This window comes from Colwellia sp. 12G3 (assembly GCF_002836775.1).
Taxonomy (GTDB): Bacteria; Pseudomonadota; Gammaproteobacteria; order Enterobacterales; family Alteromonadaceae; genus Colwellia.
Map to the genome: position 1 here is coordinate 268,529 of NZ_PJAQ01000066.1, position 19,378 is coordinate 287,906.

The 19,378-nt window shown below is 37.2% G+C and carries 15 protein-coding genes and 1 pseudogene; 10 read left to right on the plus strand and 6 right to left on the minus strand.

Annotation, left to right across the window (positions count from 1 at the left end):
- Nucleotides 1–67: 67 nt before the first annotated feature.
- Nucleotides 68–373, minus strand: coding sequence for a hypothetical protein (locus CXF71_RS15510; RefSeq protein ID WP_101233852.1), 306 nt, complete (start codon nucleotides 371–373; stop codon nucleotides 68–70).
- An 89-nt stretch (nucleotides 374–462) separates the two neighbouring features.
- Between CXF71_RS15510 and CXF71_RS15515 the strand changes: the two genes are divergently transcribed.
- Both CXF71_RS15515 and CXF71_RS15520 read left to right on the plus strand, forming a co-directional pair.
- On the plus strand, nucleotides 463–573 hold the full coding sequence (locus tag CXF71_RS15515; protein WP_101233853.1) for a VOC family protein: 111 nt from the start codon (nucleotides 463–465) through the stop codon (nucleotides 571–573).
- Between the two features lie 42 nt (nucleotides 574–615).
- Nucleotides 616–1,557 carry a 2-hydroxyacid dehydrogenase gene (locus CXF71_RS15520; protein ID WP_101233854.1) on the plus strand — a complete coding sequence of 314 codons (942 nt, stop codon included), beginning with the start codon at nucleotides 616–618 and terminating at the stop codon, nucleotides 1,555–1,557.
- Nucleotides 1,558–1,791: 234 nt separating this feature from the next.
- Here the strand turns inward: CXF71_RS15520 and CXF71_RS15525 are convergent, their stop codons facing one another.
- Nucleotides 1,792–2,436 carry a cupin domain-containing protein gene (locus CXF71_RS15525; RefSeq protein ID WP_101233855.1) on the minus strand — a complete coding sequence of 215 codons (645 nt, stop codon included), beginning with the start codon at nucleotides 2,434–2,436 and terminating at the stop codon, nucleotides 1,792–1,794.
- 137 nt (nucleotides 2,437–2,573) lie between these two features.
- On the opposite strand from CXF71_RS15525, the gene CXF71_RS15530 reads away from it, so the two are divergent.
- Together CXF71_RS15530 and CXF71_RS15535 are read left to right on the plus strand one after the other, a co-directional pair.
- Nucleotides 2,574–2,918 carry a winged helix-turn-helix transcriptional regulator gene (locus CXF71_RS15530; protein ID WP_101233856.1) on the plus strand — a complete coding sequence of 115 codons (345 nt, stop codon included), beginning with the start codon at nucleotides 2,574–2,576 and terminating at the stop codon, nucleotides 2,916–2,918.
- A 142-nt stretch (nucleotides 2,919–3,060) separates the two neighbouring features.
- Nucleotides 3,061–3,828, plus strand: a pseudogene (locus CXF71_RS15535) (SDR family NAD(P)-dependent oxidoreductase).
- Between the two features lie 96 nt (nucleotides 3,829–3,924).
- Here CXF71_RS15535 and CXF71_RS15540 read toward each other — a convergent pair.
- Nucleotides 3,925–4,800, minus strand: a complete 876-nt coding sequence (locus CXF71_RS15540; RefSeq protein ID WP_157826778.1) for a sensor domain-containing diguanylate cyclase — start codon at nucleotides 4,798–4,800, stop codon at nucleotides 3,925–3,927.
- Nucleotides 4,801–4,892: 92 nt separating this feature from the next.
- A complete protein-coding gene (locus CXF71_RS15545) occupies nucleotides 4,893–6,023 on the minus strand; it encodes a helix-turn-helix domain-containing protein (protein ID WP_101233858.1) in 1,131 nt (376 codons plus the stop codon).
- Nucleotides 6,024–6,812: 789 nt separating this feature from the next.
- On the opposite strand from CXF71_RS15545, the gene CXF71_RS15555 reads away from it, so the two are divergent.
- From CXF71_RS15555 to CXF71_RS15565, 3 genes are all read left to right on the plus strand, one after another.
- Nucleotides 6,813–7,430 carry an HdeD family acid-resistance protein gene (locus CXF71_RS15555; protein ID WP_101233860.1) on the plus strand — a complete coding sequence of 206 codons (618 nt, stop codon included), beginning with the start codon at nucleotides 6,813–6,815 and terminating at the stop codon, nucleotides 7,428–7,430.
- A 343-nt stretch (nucleotides 7,431–7,773) separates the two neighbouring features.
- Nucleotides 7,774–8,826, plus strand: coding sequence for a hypothetical protein (locus CXF71_RS15560; protein WP_101233861.1), 1,053 nt, complete (start codon nucleotides 7,774–7,776; stop codon nucleotides 8,824–8,826).
- Nucleotides 8,827–8,906: 80 nt separating this feature from the next.
- On the plus strand, nucleotides 8,907–9,959 hold the full coding sequence (locus CXF71_RS15565) for a hypothetical protein (RefSeq protein ID WP_101233862.1): 1,053 nt from the start codon (nucleotides 8,907–8,909) through the stop codon (nucleotides 9,957–9,959).
- A 165-nt stretch (nucleotides 9,960–10,124) separates the two neighbouring features.
- Here CXF71_RS15565 and CXF71_RS15570 read toward each other — a convergent pair whose 3' ends face one another.
- Entirely contained in the window at nucleotides 10,125–12,464 is a 2,340-nt protein-coding gene (locus CXF71_RS15570; RefSeq protein ID WP_101233863.1) for an aminotransferase class V-fold PLP-dependent enzyme, read from the minus strand.
- Nucleotides 12,465–13,055: 591 nt separating this feature from the next.
- On the opposite strand from CXF71_RS15570, the gene CXF71_RS15575 reads away from it, so the two are divergent.
- From CXF71_RS15575 to CXF71_RS15585, 3 genes are all read left to right on the plus strand, one after another.
- A complete protein-coding gene (locus tag CXF71_RS15575; RefSeq protein ID WP_101233864.1) occupies nucleotides 13,056–16,478 on the plus strand; it encodes an ImpA family metalloprotease in 3,423 nt (1,140 codons plus the stop codon).
- A 503-nt stretch (nucleotides 16,479–16,981) separates the two neighbouring features.
- On the plus strand, nucleotides 16,982–17,506 hold the full coding sequence (locus CXF71_RS15580) for a hypothetical protein (protein ID WP_101233865.1): 525 nt from the start codon (nucleotides 16,982–16,984) through the stop codon (nucleotides 17,504–17,506).
- Between the two features lie 296 nt (nucleotides 17,507–17,802).
- A complete protein-coding gene (locus tag CXF71_RS15585) occupies nucleotides 17,803–18,405 on the plus strand; it encodes a hypothetical protein (RefSeq protein WP_101233866.1) in 603 nt (200 codons plus the stop codon).
- Between the two features lie 96 nt (nucleotides 18,406–18,501).
- On the opposite strand, the gene CXF71_RS15590 is transcribed toward CXF71_RS15585, so the two are convergent.
- Nucleotides 18,502–19,077 carry a DNA-J related domain-containing protein gene (locus tag CXF71_RS15590; RefSeq protein WP_101233867.1) on the minus strand — a complete coding sequence of 192 codons (576 nt, stop codon included), beginning with the start codon at nucleotides 19,075–19,077 and terminating at the stop codon, nucleotides 18,502–18,504.
- Between the last annotated feature and the right edge of the window lie 301 nt (nucleotides 19,078–19,378).

Below are 19,378 nucleotides of genomic sequence, written 5' to 3' on the forward strand. Positions count from 1 at the left end.
CTAAAATAAAGATAAGGTGGAATTCAGTCTCTTAGTATTGTGAGTCCGGCAGCAAAAAATACCCAAGCTACGTAAATTCTTGCGCAAGCTTGTTAGTTTTGCTCATTATGTCTAACGCCTTACCTAAGCTTATCCCCTGGTTTATCAGTGTTAACCAATGATATTCACTTACCGATAATTCGCGTATTTCAGCGTTAAAATGAGGTCGATATATCAGTACTTCCCGTGAAAAATCACTTTGTACTAACTTTTCTACAGCGGTATTAATATATTGTTTGTTAAGGTATTGCCGTCTGTTATTTTCCGTAGAGTCTGATTCTGAATGTGGTTGATTTGACAGCCACAATTCGATCACTGGATAACGAGAGTCCATACAAAATTGACTGGGTGATAGTTCTATATAAAGTTCATCTATAGATTGCTATTTTATGCCAATAATACTTAAATTAATTGGGGTTACTCATGGAAAACACTATCTTTCATTTTGCATTAGATGTCACTGATTTGAATAAAGCATGTGACTTTTACGGTAAAATATTGGGCGCGAAACAAAAACGAAGCACCGATGCTTAGGTCGATTTTAATTATTTTCGGTATTAATGAGGTTTTGAATAAATGAAAATTATCGTATTCATAAGTGAACTTGAATCTGATATACAGCAGCAATGGTTAGCTCTGATTAAGCAGCAATTAATCAATGAAACGATACTGCTGCCTCATCAAATTAGTGATACCCAAGCTAAGAGTATCGACATTGCTATTGTTGCAAACCCAAATCCCAACGATTTAGCCAGATATACGGATTTAATTTGGATCCAAAGCCTGTGGGCTGGAGTAGAAAAACTTACCAGTGGCATACTTAACAAATCAGTAAAACTGGTTAGGTTAATTGACCCTCAACTGGCACAAACTATGGCTGAGTCGGTACTTGCTTGGACCTTATACTTACAACGGAACATGGCGGAGTATGCCCAACAACAAGCCAGTAAACGGTGGAATCAATTGCCTTGCATATCGTCAAATGAACTTCGAGTGAGTGTGTTAGGGGCAGGGACACTAGGTTCGGCGGCTTTAAATGCTCTGAATAAATTAGAATATCAACTGAGTTGCTGGAGCAGAACGCCAAAACAATACCATGACATTAAGAGTTACTCCGACTTTAATGGCTTAAAAATAATGCTAGGAAAAACAGATATTTTGATAAATTTATTGCCTCTGACACAACAGACTCATCACCTTCTTGATAAAGAATTATTAAGTGAACTGCCAAAGGGGTCAAAGTTAATTAATTTCTCACGTGGTGCTGTAATTGATACACATGCCTTGTTAGAATTATTAGAAATTGGCCATTTATCTCATGCCGTACTAGATGTATTTGAACAAGAGCCTTTAGCATCGTCAGATCCCGTTTGGTCTAACCCTAAGATCACCGTACTACCACATATATCAGCGCCAACTAATATGCATACGGCATCTGAAGTTGTGGGTAATAATATAAAAATGTATCGTGAAAATAACGTTATCCCAAAATCTGTAGATATAAAGCAGGGATATTAAATGCACATTTACTTATTTAAGTTATCAAAAGTCGTTTTACTAAAAAATTGTTTATGTGATGGCTTCCTTCGTACTATTAACTTGTTAATTCAATGGTTGCTACTAATAAGGTTAAACTGAGTTATCGATCACTTCCTGTATTGTGCTCAGACGACTCAGGAAAACTGATTAGTGAAATATCAGCAGTCAATTTCACCTAGGGCTAACCTCAAACATGATTCGTAACTGCTATATTTATAAGTGACCCACCTTAACCAATATAATTGTTTCCTGCTCGACATAAGGAAAGTGTTCACTCAAGTGTGGACTACGAAGCCAAGAGCCTTCTGGGTAGCGGCCATGCTCATCAATGAACTCACCACTAATTACAAAGATCTCTTCTCCGCCAAAGTGTTTGTGGGGCTGAAATCGCTCGCCTTTAGGCCATTTAACCAGTGCTGTTGATTGACCTTGATAGCTGTGCAATGGCATAACCATTAAATTTCCCATGCCCGGTGACCAGCTTGTATTTTTGGTGTCGATAACAACGTGTTCATTATCGCCAGATTGAAATTGGTGAAGTTTTACGAATAATACACAGCCTTCTTTACTAAAAGGGGCATGACGAAACCCTTCAGGGTTTCGAAAGTAGCTACCTGCATGATAATCGCCAGTGTGATCAGAAAAGGTGCCGGATATTACCAGGATTTCTTCGCCTAGTGGGTGGTCATGTTCACTAAAACTAGCACCGGCTTCAAATTTTACTAAGCTCGTTGCATGACCTCTCTCTGCATCTTCTCTGGCTAAAGGTTTGCGCCATACACCCAACTTGGGACTTGCTAGCCAAGGTTGTTCATGGGTATTAATAACTACTTGTTCATTGAAGTTCATATTGAGCATTGATTTTCCTTTAACGCTTGAAATTTTCATAAGAAGACTTCATAACTGTAGCTAACTTTGGCGTTATAATATCGTTTATCAAATACTACACCAAGTACGCACATATTGGTTTGGTAAGCACTTTAAGGTACATCTTTATGAATAGTAAGGGTATTAAATTTTCAAGAAAATCAGCGCCTGAAAAATCAGCTCGCATGGTTGAAACTATTATCGGCTGCAAATGGTCACTCACCGTTTATAACTTACTGAATAATGATATTAATCGACCCGGCGAAATGGTGAGAAGTGTTGAAGGCTTAACCACCAAAGTATTAAATACCTGTTTAAAGCGAAATATTGAGTTTGGTATTCTTGAGCGGGAAAGCTTTAATGAGGTTCCGCCTCGTGTTGAGTATAAGGTAACAGCGTTTGGCGATAAATTTATCAACATACTCACTGAATTAGAGAAACTGCAATCAGAAATAGATGACAGTAATTTATAAAAATAAAATTCGTTATTATTCAACAAAATATACTAATAAGTACCTAGCTTACTCCATTGTACCTACTTTTTTAATCCGGTTTATCTCCTTATCATTTAATCGTATTTATTTTACTTTATAAACGATGAACGGGAGACAAACGATGAATTTTACTCATCAAGGAAAAGCACTAATTATTGGTGGCTCAAGTGGTATGGGCTTCGCAACGGCAAAATTATTAGCTCAGAATAATATCGAAGTTGTGATTGTCGGGCGCAATGCCGAAAAACTAGAACAAGCATTAACGCCGCTTAATGAAATAGGAACCGCCTCGGCAATTCAGGCTGACCTATATCAAACAACCGATTTACAGAAATTACTCACCTATATTACTCAAGAGGATGTACGTTTAAGTTACTTGGTCAATGCCGCTGGCTATTTTAGCCCTAAGGCCTTTTTAGCACATGACGTTGATGACTATAATACCTATATGGAACTGAACAGAGCAACATTCTTTATTGCGCAAGCCGTCGCTTAAAAGATGAAGAAGCAGGGCGGCGGTAGCATTGTTAATATTGGTTCAATGTGGGCTCAACAAGCCATTAAAGCGACACCGTCTTCAGCCTATTCTATGGCAAAGGCTGGCTTACATGCCTTAACTCAACATATGGCAATGGAACTAGCTGAGTACAATATTCGTGTTAATGCCGTATCACCAGCGGTAGTGAAAACGACCATTTATCATTCTTTTATTGAACCAACAGAATTAGATGAAGCACTGGCTGGTTTTAATGCCTTTCATCCTGTTGGAAGAATCGGCACGGTTGAAGATATTGCGCGTACCATCGGATTTTTATTATCGGCAGATACGTCATGGGTAACCGGCGCTATTTGGGATATAGATGGTGGTGTGATGGCGGGTCGTAATTAAGTCGATAAAGAATTCGTTAGATAGGAAATGAGCGGTTAGTAACTCAGTGAGTAATAGTTACTGAGTTACTGATTTTTAATATTGATTAGATGTTTGTTATTTATTGTTTTTTTGCTCATACATCATTTTATCTGCGAACCCAATTAAATCATCTAATGTTTCACCGTGTGTTTTCCAAACCGCGAGGCCATAAGAGATTGAACTAGATGTTTTTTGGTCTACGTTATATTCAGCAACACTCATTGCCAGTCGTTGCGACAACTTTTTTACATGATTTAAAGAGAATATATTAGTAAGTACTATGATAAATTCATCTCCTCCCCATCGCGCCAAAATATCTTCTGTTCTCAATTCTTTTAAAAGCCCTTGCGCGGTATTTTGTATCACAAGATCACCATATTGATGACCTTTAAGATCGTTGAGTAATTTTAATTTATCTATATCGACAATCATCACAGCGTAAATAAACTTGTGATTGATACTTTGATGGGTAACTCGGTTGAATGCTTCGTAAAAGCCAAAACGATTAAGTGTATTGGTGAGTTGATCTAATTGAGCCTGTTCCTTATAAAGCGCTATATTTTCAATTTCATGATCTTTGTCTTCAAAAAACATAATCACGCCATGACTTTTATTATTGCAATAAATATTGGCGAAAGACGTTTTACAGGTTTTGTGCGGGCTAATTTTAGTTCTAATGACTATTTCTTTGATGTAATTACTTTCTTCATTCGTCATCACCTCTGACAATATCATTTCCAGCTCATCAGACATTAACTCATTAATTATATTTAATGTATGTTCGAGGCTTTCAAGCCCAAATGAATTAAGAATAAACCATTGAGAAAACGTCATATTGGCGTGAAGCAATTTACAGTCAACATCAAATATTGCCACGGGGATAGGCATGACATCTAGAATACTTCTAGACAAAGATATTGGTTTATTAACGCGATGACTTAACTTAAACAAAGGAGTACCAACATTGTTAAAAAAGTTATAATCATGATCCTTTTACCCTATTATTATGAAGGTATTATCTTAGAGATAGTCCTTTGGATTATTTATTGGTAATTGGAAGGAGAAACTCCGGTCCACTTCTTAAACGCTCTTGAAAAACTCGATGGCGAGTTAAAACCTAATTTATAAGTAATTTGGGTTAAGGTCAGTGTGTTTTCTCTTAACAGCATTTGTGCATGTTTAATCTTTTTTGTTTTTAACAAGGTACTGAAGTCGGTATTAAATCGCTTTAATTGTCGTTGTAACGTTTTTACGCTCACGTACATCTTGTCAGCTACAAAGACGATATTTAAATTATTCGAAGCAATGTTTTCCACAATCAAACGCTCAATATCAGAAAATATTTTGAACTCTGACTTTGAGAACTTATTATCTATGAAGGGCTCTAAACCAAGATCATGAGTCGAGAATATATTTGTTGTAGCTAATGCCTTGTTGTTAAATACAATAATATATTCAGCTCTGTCATTATAAATCACAGGACAATCAAATATATTTTCTAAACACTGTCTTTTACTTTTCAAATCTATAATGACATTTGAAATAATATCTGAATTAAAAGGAAACATTTGATTTATCATTTTATGCACTAAACATAGACCAATTTCCAATGTCGTTCTATGCAAACTAAATAACTCAACCCTCGATGAAATGACTAATGAGGTGTGCTCTGCTTTAACTGTGGTCACAACTTTAATCAATTCGTGCATTTGTTCACTAGCAAAGATAATTTTTTCTAGTAAATCACTAACAGATTTTGCATCAGCTATTATCACGCCGGTATAACGTAAAAAGTGAAGTTGAAAAACCTGAAAAATTGAAATAGGTAACGCATCTAAGCCGTTATATATTTCAATGCTATCGTAAAGCTTTATCACCACGTCCTTATGAATAAAATTTAATTCATGTAAAGTAGCGACATCAATACCTACCGACTCTAATAGATCATCTGCGGGTAAATTTTGTTGTTTTAAAGCAATATAAATAAGTCGAATCCAACTGCCATCTACGCGATATTTAGTCGCATAACCATATTTTTCACTATGAGTGATTTCTGAACTTAGATTCTTAGCCGGTTCCATAGACTTCCAATGTAGGTTTATCTCATATAATTCACAATTAGTATTCGATAAACTAATAACTGCGGTAGGGCTTCCAATTTCTCCCTTAATCATAGACTTTTCTGTAGTGTTAACATTAACCAGTGACGACTTTTTCTAACCAATTAAGGTCATGTATATTACGTATAGATAATTTTTGTGTGATTTTCGTACAAAAGAAGCGTGCAGCATTTTATTTAGCAATGACTAAAAACTGTTTAGTAAATCTAGCGTTGAAAGCAATATAAAATAAAGGGGGTATTGAAGGTCACAAAGAGTTATTAAGTATATGGATGGTAGAAAGGGCCTTTTCCTATTACCAGTTCTACTTATTATTCCCAAGTGCAAATACTATAAAAGGAGCGCTATAGGTTAATATTCCGGTATCAAGGTATATTTGATTGAGAAAATAAAGTATCAAATTGATTGATTACTAATAAAAGACTACCGAAAAGTACCGCGACCAGCAGCGCTTTCATATAAATTTCAGCCAATTTTATGAACCAATGAGTGAAGCTATAATGTAAGTAATAACAAGATAATAAAGGCACTAGGTAGCTAAAAAAGAGCATTGATTTATCGACTTTGCCTTAGCGCAATTTGCTAATAAATAGCGTGCCAATAACTCATAACGGGTAGTTTTTCAGCGCCAAGACAGGCCTTCTAGAAACTGCACACCTATCGACTACTAACTCAGACGATGCTCCCATTATGCTTAACGTTGAAACCGATCGTCTAAAGAGTGGCGGGAATAGCAGTAATATGACAACTAGTATCATTTGAATAATAAATACAGTTTATTAGTTGCTTCTGTTACTTTAGTTTTAACAAAAAATAATGTGTCAATTTAAGGATAAGCCTCCCATGACAGATAGCGCAACTAGCTCAGAAAAAACAACTGAAGAAACATTTGAATCTGTAACTGAAGTAACGCGAGAAACACCAGCACAACATCTAAAATTAGCTTTTATAAAAAATACAAAAGTGATTGGTATGACGATGATTATCATAGGTGTTTTAAGTATTTTGCTCCCCAACTTTATAGGTATGGCCTTTAATACGTTTGTGGGCGGAATTTTTTTATTAGCCTCTTTAGCGCTCGCTCTAAATGCTTGGCATAATAAAAAACAGCACATGTCTTTATGGTTTAAGCCTTTTGTTTTGGCAGCATTAGCGCTTATTATTTTTATGCATCCAGCCATCATTCTTGGGGTATTAGGCTTATTAATTGCTATTTATTTTTTAATTAGTGGTTTTAGTTCTATGGTACTTTCTTTTGAGCTGCAATCATCAGCTAAAATTTTTAGTTTATTAAATGGTTTTATCACGCTTGTGCTAGGTGTTGTTGTGCTGACAAACTGGCCATTTTCCAGTGCTTGGATTATTGGTCTTATTATTGGCGTTACCTTTATTTTTGATGGCATAGCGTTATTAAGTATTGCTAACCAAGTAAATAAAACCCAAGAGAAGTTAATTAACTAACTAACTAACTAACTAACTAACTAACTAACTATGCTCGATGCGAGTAGGTTAAAGACAAAACCAGCAATTGTGCTGGTTTTTTATTTTCCTATATTTTCATGTGTTTGCTACAAATAGTATAAATTCACCTCCATTTCCCCCTCGTCTAACCAATCATTAGTAATCTTCATTTTATATATAGTACCTACCATTATGGTTTTTGGTTATTTTGAATATTCACGTTATAAATAATCACTGGCTGGATAAAAAAAGACCACTAATCTATTGTGATTTCGACTGGTCTAACGTCATACCAGTTTAAATTACAATAATAAAAATAATTATAAAAAAGATTGGGGAAAATATGAATATAATCAAAATTTCAGCTGCTATTGTAGCCGTTGGTTTAGCACTTTGTTCAACTGACGCGTACAGCAAAGAATATAAAATAGTGCTTATCCATGGCTTACAGCCACAACAATTAATATCCGACGGTAATGTCACCGAAAGTGGCCAAAATTATTGGAAAGGTTATTGGAATGATCTAAGTGATGCCCGCATTGATTGGCCCTCATATGAACGAATCGAAGGTAAAATTGCAACAGATTATCTTTGGCCAAAGTTAAAATCTTTTTCAGAAAGTAACTTCTGTGATCCTGGCTGTATATTTGTCACTCACTCTACCGGTGATTTAGTGGCGCGTTATATAATTGAGAACCAAGAAACATGGTTAGAAAATGCTGGCTTAGCACCACTTAATATCGTTGCTACTTTTGATATTGCTGGTGCTGGTGGTGGCAGTGAACTCGCAGATTTAGCGGTAAGTGTTGCTCAAAACACTGAAAGTTGGACTTTTCTTATCGAGGCGGCTTTAGAAGCCTGGTTAGGTGGCGACCTTAGTGATGAAATGGGCGTACTGCATGATTTAAAAGTCAATAATGCGAGGCAGCTTGCACCATTTCCTGATGCTAGAATTCCTCGTTTACGCTTTGTTGGTGATTCAAGTGAATACTTAGGGGTTACTAGCCCATTTATTCAAGGTCATGATGACGGTGTTGTTGGCAGCCATTCCTCGTGTGGCGGAAATCGCCAAGGACATTTTGGCAGTTGTAGTTCGCAAGTAGCCTTTAACGGTAAAATTACTAATCAAGACAATGCTGTTTCAGGTTTTATGCCATACCATTATCCAATGCTTATGGGTGAAGACTATAGCCATGGCTCATTACTTGAAACACAGCAAGCAGGTAAAGTTACCGCAGCAAGTGATCAGAAAAACTTGTTATCTGGCGAGAGTATTCATTTTGATACCTACACCCAAACTTCTGGTTGGTGGCTGTGGAAAAGCAATTATCTATACGTAGAAAATTCAAATAATGACAGTATGTCAACGCTAATTTATGACGCGATTCCTAACTAAGCAATATAGGTAGGGCTGTTGTTATTTCTAAGTAAATCACGAAATTTCAACAGCCTATTAAACAGGAAAGTGAATGAATTATGAAAAACAGCAAATTTTTAAAACGCATGGTGACAATGAGTATTGTTGTTGTCACTGTTTGGATTTTTTGGCCATCAATACCACAGCAACACATAATGGTTAATAAACCAATAACAAAAATGCCACGCCTAGAAGTTACACATCAGCCAGTTGAAGCGGTTAAAACTAATGCTGTACTTGCACTTACGTCAGAAAAAATAACGTCAAATGATTCAGCGACCCTAGTCGCCAAAGCGTATGCCGCAGAATTAACTTTTCCCTCATACTCTCAACCACTAACCGATAAAGATTTTGATCGTTTGCAGCCAAATCATTTCAATCCACAATCAATTCCTGTGGACGATGAAGGGACTCAAGTCACAGCGTCATTATCAAAGTATCGTTATACCTATCCAGAGCAGGTGTTAGCGACACTTACAGGAGAAAAAATTGACAATGCTGAACTGCAACTCGTTGACCTGACTAACGGAAAATTATTATTAACCAGCAAGTTTGAACAAGATGAAAAGGGTTGGTATGCACAATTGGACGGCAAACAAGATTTCCCAGCGCAACTGCAAGCGACAATAAAAGCAACTGTTAATGGTAAAAATATTACCATTGCGTTATCGCTGAAATATGTTGATTCAGTCGCCACCCTAGAAGGGTTCAATTCAGCAATTAATCAAGATGCAGATATGGTGCTGCAAGCGAACCTAACGACAAGACAGAAAGGCCTATATCGAGTACGGGCAAACTTATTTGATGCGAACAACCAACCCATTGCACACTTAGTAAGTAAAGAAAAACTCAATATAGGCAATGCTCATATAAATTTAAAAGCGCATCAATCTGTATTACAAGGGAAACAAGGACCATTTTATTTATCGACCTTCTCAATCGAATTAATGTCGCCAGCACCAGGAAAACCAAAAAAATACGGAAATAGCGACATTAAGAAATATGTAATAAAAGATTTTGAGGTGTCTAGTTTAAGTCATACGCCCTATCAACCTTCTGAACAGGAGCAACAAAGATTGCGACTATTACAGAATATGGCTGGCGGAGGATGAATAACTAGAATGGCTGATAGCGATAGAAAACTACCTTTTCTATCGCTTGGCATATATTTAGACACCTGATATATCCCAATCTTAGCCAGTTTAGTACGTCACACTTTGCGCCAAGTCTTAGATAACTTGAACTGTCACCTTAACCATTTATAGTTGAATGAATGATTAGTACTGGTGTAAAGCATAACCACCTTTCAAGTGTCCTACATTTTCAAAACCTAACCGACCTAGTGCTTGAGCCGCTAATTGAGAGCGACTACCACTGCGGCAGACTAAGACTAACTCTTGTTTTTTATCCTGTTGATGCTCTTGTACAAATTGCACTAATCGAGTCAAAGGCACATTATTTGTGAATTTTTCATCGTGTTGTAGAGCATATTCATGTGGTTCACGGATATCAATCAACTTCATTTTATTCGATTTTTTTACTGCTTCAATTAAGCTAGCACTATTATATTCGCGTACTACAACTTTCTGGCAAGCACCGCCTAAAGTACTATTGAGCGCGCCACACATAATTTCACTGCCTGACTCATCAATAATTTTTTTATCCATTTTTACTTTTTCAATAGAGAACTCTTCAGTATTTATTTCACATTTCATTACTTGGCTGAGTAGCGAGTTACGTGCTATTTCCGTGGCAATACTGGTAGTAAATTCGTTGTGATAATCATGACTAGGACAAATAAGACTATCCTTGCCAATCAATGCATTTACTAATTGTAAACTTGAGTACATTGCTGGTGCGCTGCTGGTTGAGAAATTTGTTCTACCAAGGCTGTCCATTAAAATTAGGTCACCACAAAAGGCATAATGTACTTGTAATTTTTCTGTTGGATCAGTGACTGGTTCACATAATAATAAGCTAATGCTGTCATCAGTATGTCCAGGTGTTTCGACTTTAACCAACCACTTATCACCTAGGGTGATGTATTGGTATTCTTGACCATTAATGTTTGTTTTGTTCGCATCAGCTGGCCAGCCAAGAGCGTCAGATTTTTGCTTAGCTAAACACTCCTTTGCAATACTTGTACGGCAAGACTCATGATCTGCATGGCCGTGGGTATCAATAACTGCGACTAAATCAAGTCCTCGACAAGTCAGTAATGTTTGCAGACGTGCAGTAACTTCAGCTAATGGGTCAATAAACAGAGCTGATTGCGTTTTTTTATCGACATATAACCAACTACAACTGCCACCCACTTTAAATTGCACCAGACCATCTAACTCAGTTTTATCGGTGATGCTATTTGCGTCCATGGTATGCGTATCAATACTATTTGTGTCAAGAGTGAGACAGCTTTGTACCAATGCTTGGGCAGCTGAAATTATTCGGCTACAAGCTATGTCAATTTCCCCTTGGGTCATTGCGGGACCAAATGACATTCTTATAGCGGATTCACTTTGCCATGCAGGCAGCCCCATGGCATCTAAGACGAAACTACGTGTTACTTTAGAGCTACAAGCTGAGCCTGAGCTAACACGAACATTTGCCGCGTCGAATAAATCCATAATCTCTTTAGAGCTAAAGCCAGGAATCGCAAAATTAATGGTGGTTGCTACTGAGTTTTCAAAACTATGATTAAAAACAATGTCAGGGAAAGCTTGTGTTAATGCTGAGACTATTTGATGGCGAAATAAATGTAAGGTTTCTACTGGAGCAAAGCTAGATTCACTTTCACCTAACAACATACTAAATATTACGCTTAACGCAGCTAAACCCGGTAAGTTTTCGGTGCCAGAACGTAGACCGCTTTCTTGACCGCCACCGGCAATAATAGCGGTAAACGGTGCGTTTTCTTTAACGTACATAAAACCAATACCCTTAGGAGCATAAAGCTTATGTCCACTAAAAGGGGCATAGTCAATACTGGTTTGTGCTAAGTCTACGTTTGTTTTACCTAACGCTTGCACGCAATCTACCATCCACGCTGTACTTGGGTTATTGGACCGTATGGTTTCGTCTAATAAACTTATGTCTTGGTAAACGCCGGTTTCATTGTTAACGGCCATGGTACAAATCATCAAGGCATTTGGTACTTCTTTAGCGATGAAGTCCATATCAAGTTGACCCATACTATCTACGGGGATCGCTTTTACTTCGGCGTTTATCTCAAGAATTTCATTCCAGTGCTTAAGTGATTCAGGTACCGCTTTATGCTCAGTTGCACCATATAAAAGACAATAGGTTTTAGTGGCATCTAGTGTTTTTTTTGCATGCAGTAATGCCGACAAAATAGCCGTTTGAATGCCTTCAGTTGCGCCACTGGTAAATATAATTTTACCTGCTCCAGCACCGACAATTTTTTTAGCTTGTTGTCTGGTTTTATCCATTATCTGTTTGGCTTGAAGGCCGGTAATATGACTACTGCTCGGGTTACCAAAAAGTGTTTCCATGGTCGCTAAAGCTGCAGCGGCCGCTTGCGGTAAAACTTGAGTGGTGGCATTAGCATCTAGGTAAATTAAACTAAGTGGCTGTGCTGTATTTTTAGTTAATAGGGTCATGAAATTCTCTCAAGTTATGTTGTTAATGCTTACTGAGAAATGCCAGTAATTAACAATGCTGTACATAAGTTAATTATTTCATGATGTTGTCGGTTTTGTTTTGCGTATTAGCTATGTAAATCGCGGTGAGGGAGTTTTTAATTTCTAAATTACCCTTTTTTTGGAAACAATAATTCTTTAATGCTGTTTAAGCATGGTATTTAATCTATGAAACGGTTTAATTAGAAAATAATAATTCGTCTTGATTTTGAAGGGTGACAGTCTGAATAGTACTGAAATTAACCGTTTTGATGAATGAAGATTTAATAGGTTTTCAGGTAAAGTCAAACCAGTAACCCGTGCCTCTCATATTTATTGAGTGATTATTATTCAGTTTTAATAACGAAGGTGCGAAATGGTTTGCGCTATTAAGATAATCATATTAAGTTTATCTGTTTTTATTAATAAAGTAATTTTTGTCGATAAATATCATTATTTATAATAAAGCATAAACATAGTTAGCTGAATGGTTGTTAATTGAGTAGTCATAACATTTATAGGGCATCGTGAGTTTTGATCAAAATTAATAGTAGTAAATATCTAAGAGTATTGTTGTGTACAACGATATTATTCGGTTGTGGTAGTGGAAGTGAAGAAACAGCAGTAAGTAACCCGCCAGAGGAGATAGTGCCAGATACGGATCCTGTTAGTGAAGCTATAACCGTCGATGCGGGGACAGATATCACCCTTTATAATAATGAAGTATTAACGTTAACAGGCTCAACTAATCTAGCCGGCTTAAGCTATTTATGGAGCCAAGTAAGCGGTGATACAGTCATAATTACTTCACATGATAGTGCTAGTGCAACGGTGGCGTTGAGTAATATCGCTCACGATAGTAAGTTAGTCTTTAAGCTAACGGTGTCTGATTCTAAGGGAAACAGTGAAGCAGATAGCATTACCGTTATTGTGCAAGATAAAGTCAGCGCAGCTATGATCTCTGGCGATCCTTCTTTATTACCAGATACTCCTGAGTCGATTCTAAATCGCATATTGTCGGTAATTGAAGCAGAAAAAATCGAGAATGAACAAGCTTTACAAGCTATTTATGGTGATAGCAGTATCAGTTATTTGCCTAGTCAACATTCTCAGTTTGTTAGTTTTAAACAGCGTGAAGGTGTTTACCCGCTTATTCGTGGCAACAAAGGCCTTAATTTAGCGGCGGCAGTGAATATCAATGGTCAACATAACGCAGCTTTTGGTACCAACATCATCAGAAGCTTTTATGATGGGGCGTATTTAGAATATGAACCTCACTTTGCTAATTTGTTGGCTTGGTTACTTAAACGTGACAGTGCAACGTTAGCGGATAAAACAACAGTCAAATTAGCTTTGATGGATGGCACTACGGCATGGAGAACCAGCGAATGGTTAACAGCTAAGTATACCAATTGGACAGTTACTCACTGTACTATTGAAAGTGAGCTCAACAACTGTCTTAGTGATGCTGATTTAGTGATTACGGGTTCAAATAACGATGCTAGTAGTGAGATAGCCCTTGCTGCACTCCAAAGTGCACAAGCAAATGATGCCGCCTTATTATATGTACATTTACATAGTTGGAATTCAAACGCGTTAACGGTATCAATATTGTCGCAAATGAACCTGATTATGCAAGGCTCTGGCGGACCGGGTAACTATTTCAGCCAAGACACAGCGACGTGGGATAACTACCAACAAATGTTAGCGGCAGGTTGGGAACTCAATGATATTTACCAGCTAGTTACTGACTTAAAAGCAAAGGTTTTTTCTTTTGATATCAGTAGCTGTGCAACAACTTGTGATGATGCTTTTAACTCTGATTTTAAAGCCATAGTACAAAGCCTTCGCATTTCAATGAATGGCTTTGACCGAGACAAGGTTGATATCTTTGCCAGTGAGTTATACCAAATTGAGAAATTATTGGTTTTACTAGCCGATTTTTATCGCCAATCTATTAGCTACCCAATGAATGTTGGCACAACACCCGCGAATGAGTTTTTACAAGCATATTTTGCTGATCATCTGGTTTACAACACGCGCGACTTTAATATGCTGCAAAAAGATTTAGGAAATTTTAGTCGCACTGATTTTAGTCATGTCACGCCTTCAAGCAAAACGTTAAACATTACGAGTAAAGTCAGTTTTCGTTCAACGGGAGTCTATGCGTTACCAGGTCAAACAATGACGATTAGTCGTACTGATAATAGTGAAGTAGACGTTTCTGTCTTTATTAATACTCAACGCTCAGCATCAACCCATGAGTTTGATGGCAATGGTTATAACAGACCGAAATATTTACAGTCCGTGGCGGTTAGTATTGAATCAGGTGAAACTATCACGTTAAATTCACCTTATGGCGGACCAGTGCAACTTAAATTTAGTGTGAATGATAAAGCGGTGGCAATTAACTTTAGTAATATCGGTCAACACCCTCATTGGGCAAGCGCTTCCGATAATGAAAGTTTTGCTGAAAAAATGACGGCTGCAGATTTTGATTGGGCAGAGATTGTTACGCCCAATTTTGAAATTCATTCTCAGTTACCAAAAATGAATGCATCACTAAGTAATGTTTATTTTCCAAGCGCCGCCGAAATTGCAGCGGGTACAGAGCAATATATTCATAACTTCGCTCATGTATTAGCGGGTTTTCAAGGTCCTGGTATTGATGTAGTGGCCGAAATTCATGATTTTGCGAACGATAAAGGTTGGAGTATTGATAGCATAGATTATGTTAAACATATGAATGCCGACCAACCTACTTGTGGCTCAGGTTGTTCAGGAAATCCTTATGATGCCGGTTGGAATTTCAGCCCTATAGGACATGGTGATATACATGAATTTGGCCATGGTTTAGAAAAGAGCAAGTTTAGATTTTCAGGCTGGGATGGACACGCTTCAACAAATCCGTATTCGTATTACGCGAAAACACAATTTCATAAACTTACTAACACCGCTTCGTCATGCCAGAGCTTACCCTCGCAGGATATGTTTAATACTTTAAAAGCAAGCCTTCTCGAGGCTGATGCTTTTGCTCATATGCAAGCGGCTAGTCTAACTAGTTGGAGTCAAGGCATGGCGATATATGTGCAGATGATGATGGCAGCACAAGAGCAAGGTGACTTGCTTGATGGCTGGCATTTATTAGCCCGTTTGCACATTCTATTACGTGAATTTGAACGTGCAGATAATAACGATAATGACTGGTTAGCGAAACGTGATAGTTTAGGTTTTGGCAGTTTCACTCGTGCAGAGGCGCAAGCGCTCAACAACAATGACTGGTTAGTCATTGCTATCTCTACAGTGACAGTACGTGATTATCGTGAGCTTTTAACCATGTGGGGCCTAAGTTTTAGCAGTGCGGCGTCATCGCAGGTCGCTAGTTTTGCCTATGCTCCTATAACACCTACTTTTTATAATACCTCAGGTAATGATTACTGTTTGGGCTTAGATAAAGCGCCAATAGCGATTAATGATCGAGATGGTGATGGCATTATCGACGCGGACGATATTTTCCCTGATGATCCTAATGAAAGTAATGATGCCGACGGTGATGGTATTGGCGATAACCAAGATCTGAGTTATGACCTAGATCCAACTAAACTTACCTATCAAAACATTGAACTTCAGTCAAAGAGTAACACTGAATGTTTAAGTATTGATGCTGGCGCTAGCTTAGCAGGGCAAAAAATTGTCAGTGCGGTATGTAGCAATGATAACAACACGCTGTGGAACTGGGGAGATGATGGTCAATTACACACGGCGGCAGATGCTTCAATGTGTATTGCTGTTGATAGCCTTGGTAATGGCGCACAATTGATATTAGCGAGCTGTGCTGACATTAATAATCAAGCTTGGGCTTATAACAATGACAGTAAGGCTGTTACGAGCGTTAATTTTACTGGTTTAGCATTCGACTTGTATGGCAATAAAGAAGTTCATTTGTACAATACCCATGGCGGCAGTAATCAGCAGTGGCTGATTACTGTCCACTAATAACCTAGCTAACTGAAGTGAACTAAAGCTAAAATAACCACCGCTTTTCAATGAAGGTGGTGGTTCCCTTCATCACTAATAGCTTAAGACTATAATGTCTAAACCAATGACTAGTGAATACAACTCCTTCTTTGGAATAGACTTCAGTTTTCCTTGTTGAACTACCTTAATTATTAATGCCGATCACCACTGACTTTCTGCTCGGGTTATTCTCACTAAATAAGCTAACTCTTCATTTTTACTCAAACCTAGCGGCAGACATCGTCAGGGCGTCTTTAATTCTATGAAATTAACGAAACTCTATGCGAAGCAACCTTGTTATCTTAACGTAATATAACATAGAATTGGCTGTCTGGTTTATGAACGGTAAAGCCTTCTAAGATAAAGAAAAATAAATAAAACAAGAAGAGTGAAATGGTAAACCTGCGAGACTAAATACTTTGTCATAAAGTAGCATGCTAATACGGAATGATTAAACGCTAATTGAATTAGGATAATTACAAATGAATATGGATTTAATCAAGGCCATTTTTTATGCTGGTTTGCCAGTACAAATATTTACGTTTCTAATGGTGTATTATGCCTATCATAAAGGCTATCTGACTTCTGATGTTAAAATTCAAGATGCCTTCAAAGATAAAAAAAATCCCGATAAAAAGCTATCAAAAATCAACAAGAAAAACTTATTGTTTTTGCATTCTAAATGGGTAACTTTTGGTGGTGGTTTTTATGGACTACTTTCACTATTAACCTTTATTTATATAGAATTAGAGCAAACAGTACAGTTTTTAATTCATGCAACGGGTTTGCAATCATTTATTAATTTACTCACCTTTGATGCCATTCTCAGTATGATCATTGAATCGTTTATTAATATGATCAAATCATTATTATGGTTTAGTTATTGGCCTAATGTGTTTGAGATGAAGAGCATTACCATTTGGTTCATTGCAACCTATATAGGCTATCGCTTGGGTGCTAATTTAGCGCAACGATATATTTTATATATAGAAAAACAACCCAAATAAATTGGCCTAATAAACAGGTTAGTTAACGTTGTTATTGACTGTTATATGAACGTTAAAAATTATCCCTCAAAGCATTATTTCGATGCGTATGCGGACGCTTCAGTCCTTGTTTCTTCAATGGGTGTGTTCGCATGGTCTATCTAGAAGTATAAATAGGCTTTTAAACTCAAAGCTGTGTGATAGATTCGTAGTACCGAATCCAAAAATCAGTGTGAATTTATTTTATCTAGTATTGACTATCCTCTCATCAAAGCATCTAATATGTCGCAGTAAAATAACAATAAAAAAGGTTTTGTATGGCTACTCACAACATCACTGATAGCGCATTGCTAGTAAAGAAGTCACGAAGAACAATTCAGCGATACATAGCTAATGGAAAGTTAACCATGGCAAATGACTCGTTAGGTAATCCACAAATTGAGATTACGGAATTAATACGTGTTTTCGGTGCGTTATCTAAGGTGTCTCAGAATAGATTAGCTAAAAAGTCGCAGAATGTCGCAGTGAAATTTTCTAAAAAAAATAATACTATTAATTTAACGCATGATGAACTTGAAAATATCATTACCCGCGCGGTAGAAAAAGCACTAAATAAAGCTATACCGCTATTGATTGAGCATAAGAAAACAGCACCAATACCCGATAAAATCACACCAACGGCTCCAATAGAGCAGAAAAAACGAAAAAAAGCACTACCAATAAGTAGACCTTTCATCGCTAAAAAGAAGGAACCTAAGAATGGTTATGCTGTTGCTTTTGGCCTTCCTAATGCAATTACTGAGGTTATTCATTTACGGATAATGAAGTTACATGGTGAGGGTTTAACATCGCGAGAGATTGGAAAAGAGGTTGGTGTTAGTCAGGCATCTATACAGCGGACTATTAACGTAAGTACCTAAAGAAATTAGCGAGTTCGATAAAATAGACGGTCGTCATTGGGAGGGGGATCACATTAGCTAACGCTAACGTACAGATAAATAAATACAAAGTTAGCGTTACGTTCCACGATAACTAAACCTTAAAATTTCATAGGCTTTTCGGGTTTCGATAAAGTCATCTGCACAGCCGCCTTTATCAGGATGGTTAGTAATAATTTTCTTTTGATAAGCCTGACGTATTTCAAACCAATCTACTTCTTGGTCAATTCCTAGGGTAGTCAGAGCAGCATTGACCTTATCTACAGCACTATATCTTTGCCAAAAACTAGAAAAGAGTGTCTCAACCTCTTCAATAGTGATGTTATTCAAATTAGACCAGTCCAAATAGTAGCTAGCCAAGTCAGTATCGCGCGTGGTCAGTGTATTTTCAGCGCCGATATGATTCGGAATCATACCGATTTCTAATGGAAAAATGGTTAGTGAAAATCCCTCTTTTTGAATATCACGTTGAATTTGATAAAGTGCATTCATTACAAAAAAGTTCTTTTGAAAAATGACTATCTGGGGATCGACATCCTTTAGAATAAGTGAAAGAAAGTCGTGTTCACAAAGATTCACCAAATCAATTAGCGAGCATGAACTGTTCTGCTTTCTTAAATATTCCAGTATTGAAATCATCAAAGGATTAGTCATTGGCTTCGGCTTCCGTTCAATTTACTACTAACACAGGCTTTCAGCGGGGTAGTATAGGCTACTGTTAAAATAGTTCCAGTTAATACCTTTTCAGCTCAGCTGAAATATTAGCTAAGAGCACAAACCATCCGATGATGACTAATTACAGCAGCGAATAAATAACCATTGTTGTGAATAAAGCATTTAAGCACATCGTTAATACTGAAAAGGCCGCGCATTGCTCACTTTATCTAATAGAATGGACAAACCTTTAATATAGGAAATACGTTTGGCAACGGAGGTTTTATTGGGGATTATTGAT

Coding starts and splice junctions, on each gene's coding strand:
- CXF71_RS15560 (WP_101233861.1), top strand. CDS start 7,774: ATGAATATAATCAAAATTTCAGCTGCTATTGTAGCCGTTGGTTTAGCA.
- CXF71_RS15520 (WP_101233854.1), top strand. CDS start 616: ATGAAAATTATCGTATTCATAAGTGAACTTGAATCTGATATACAGCAG.
- CXF71_RS15515 (WP_101233853.1), top strand. CDS start 463: ATGGAAAACACTATCTTTCATTTTGCATTAGATGTCACTGATTTGAAT.
- CXF71_RS15530 (WP_101233856.1), top strand. CDS start 2,574: ATGAATAGTAAGGGTATTAAATTTTCAAGAAAATCAGCGCCTGAAAAA.
- CXF71_RS15545 (WP_101233858.1), bottom strand. CDS start 6,023: ATGATTAAGGGAGAAATTGGAAGCCCTACCGCAGTTATTAGTTTATCG.
- CXF71_RS15555 (WP_101233860.1), top strand. CDS start 6,813: ATGACAGATAGCGCAACTAGCTCAGAAAAAACAACTGAAGAAACATTT.
- CXF71_RS15525 (WP_101233855.1), bottom strand. CDS start 2,436: ATGCTCAATATGAACTTCAATGAACAAGTAGTTATTAATACCCATGAA.
- CXF71_RS15585 (WP_101233866.1), top strand. CDS start 17,803: ATGGCTACTCACAACATCACTGATAGCGCATTGCTAGTAAAGAAGTCA.
- CXF71_RS15590 (WP_101233867.1), bottom strand. CDS start 19,077: ATGACTAATCCTTTGATGATTTCAATACTGGAATATTTAAGAAAGCAG.
- CXF71_RS15570 (WP_101233863.1), bottom strand. CDS start 12,464: ATGACCCTATTAACTAAAAATACAGCACAGCCACTTAGTTTAATTTAC.
- CXF71_RS15510 (WP_101233852.1), bottom strand. CDS start 373: ATGGACTCTCGTTATCCAGTGATCGAATTGTGGCTGTCAAATCAACCA.
- CXF71_RS15565 (WP_101233862.1), top strand. CDS start 8,907: ATGAAAAACAGCAAATTTTTAAAACGCATGGTGACAATGAGTATTGTT.
- CXF71_RS15580 (WP_101233865.1), top strand. CDS start 16,982: ATGAATATGGATTTAATCAAGGCCATTTTTTATGCTGGTTTGCCAGTA.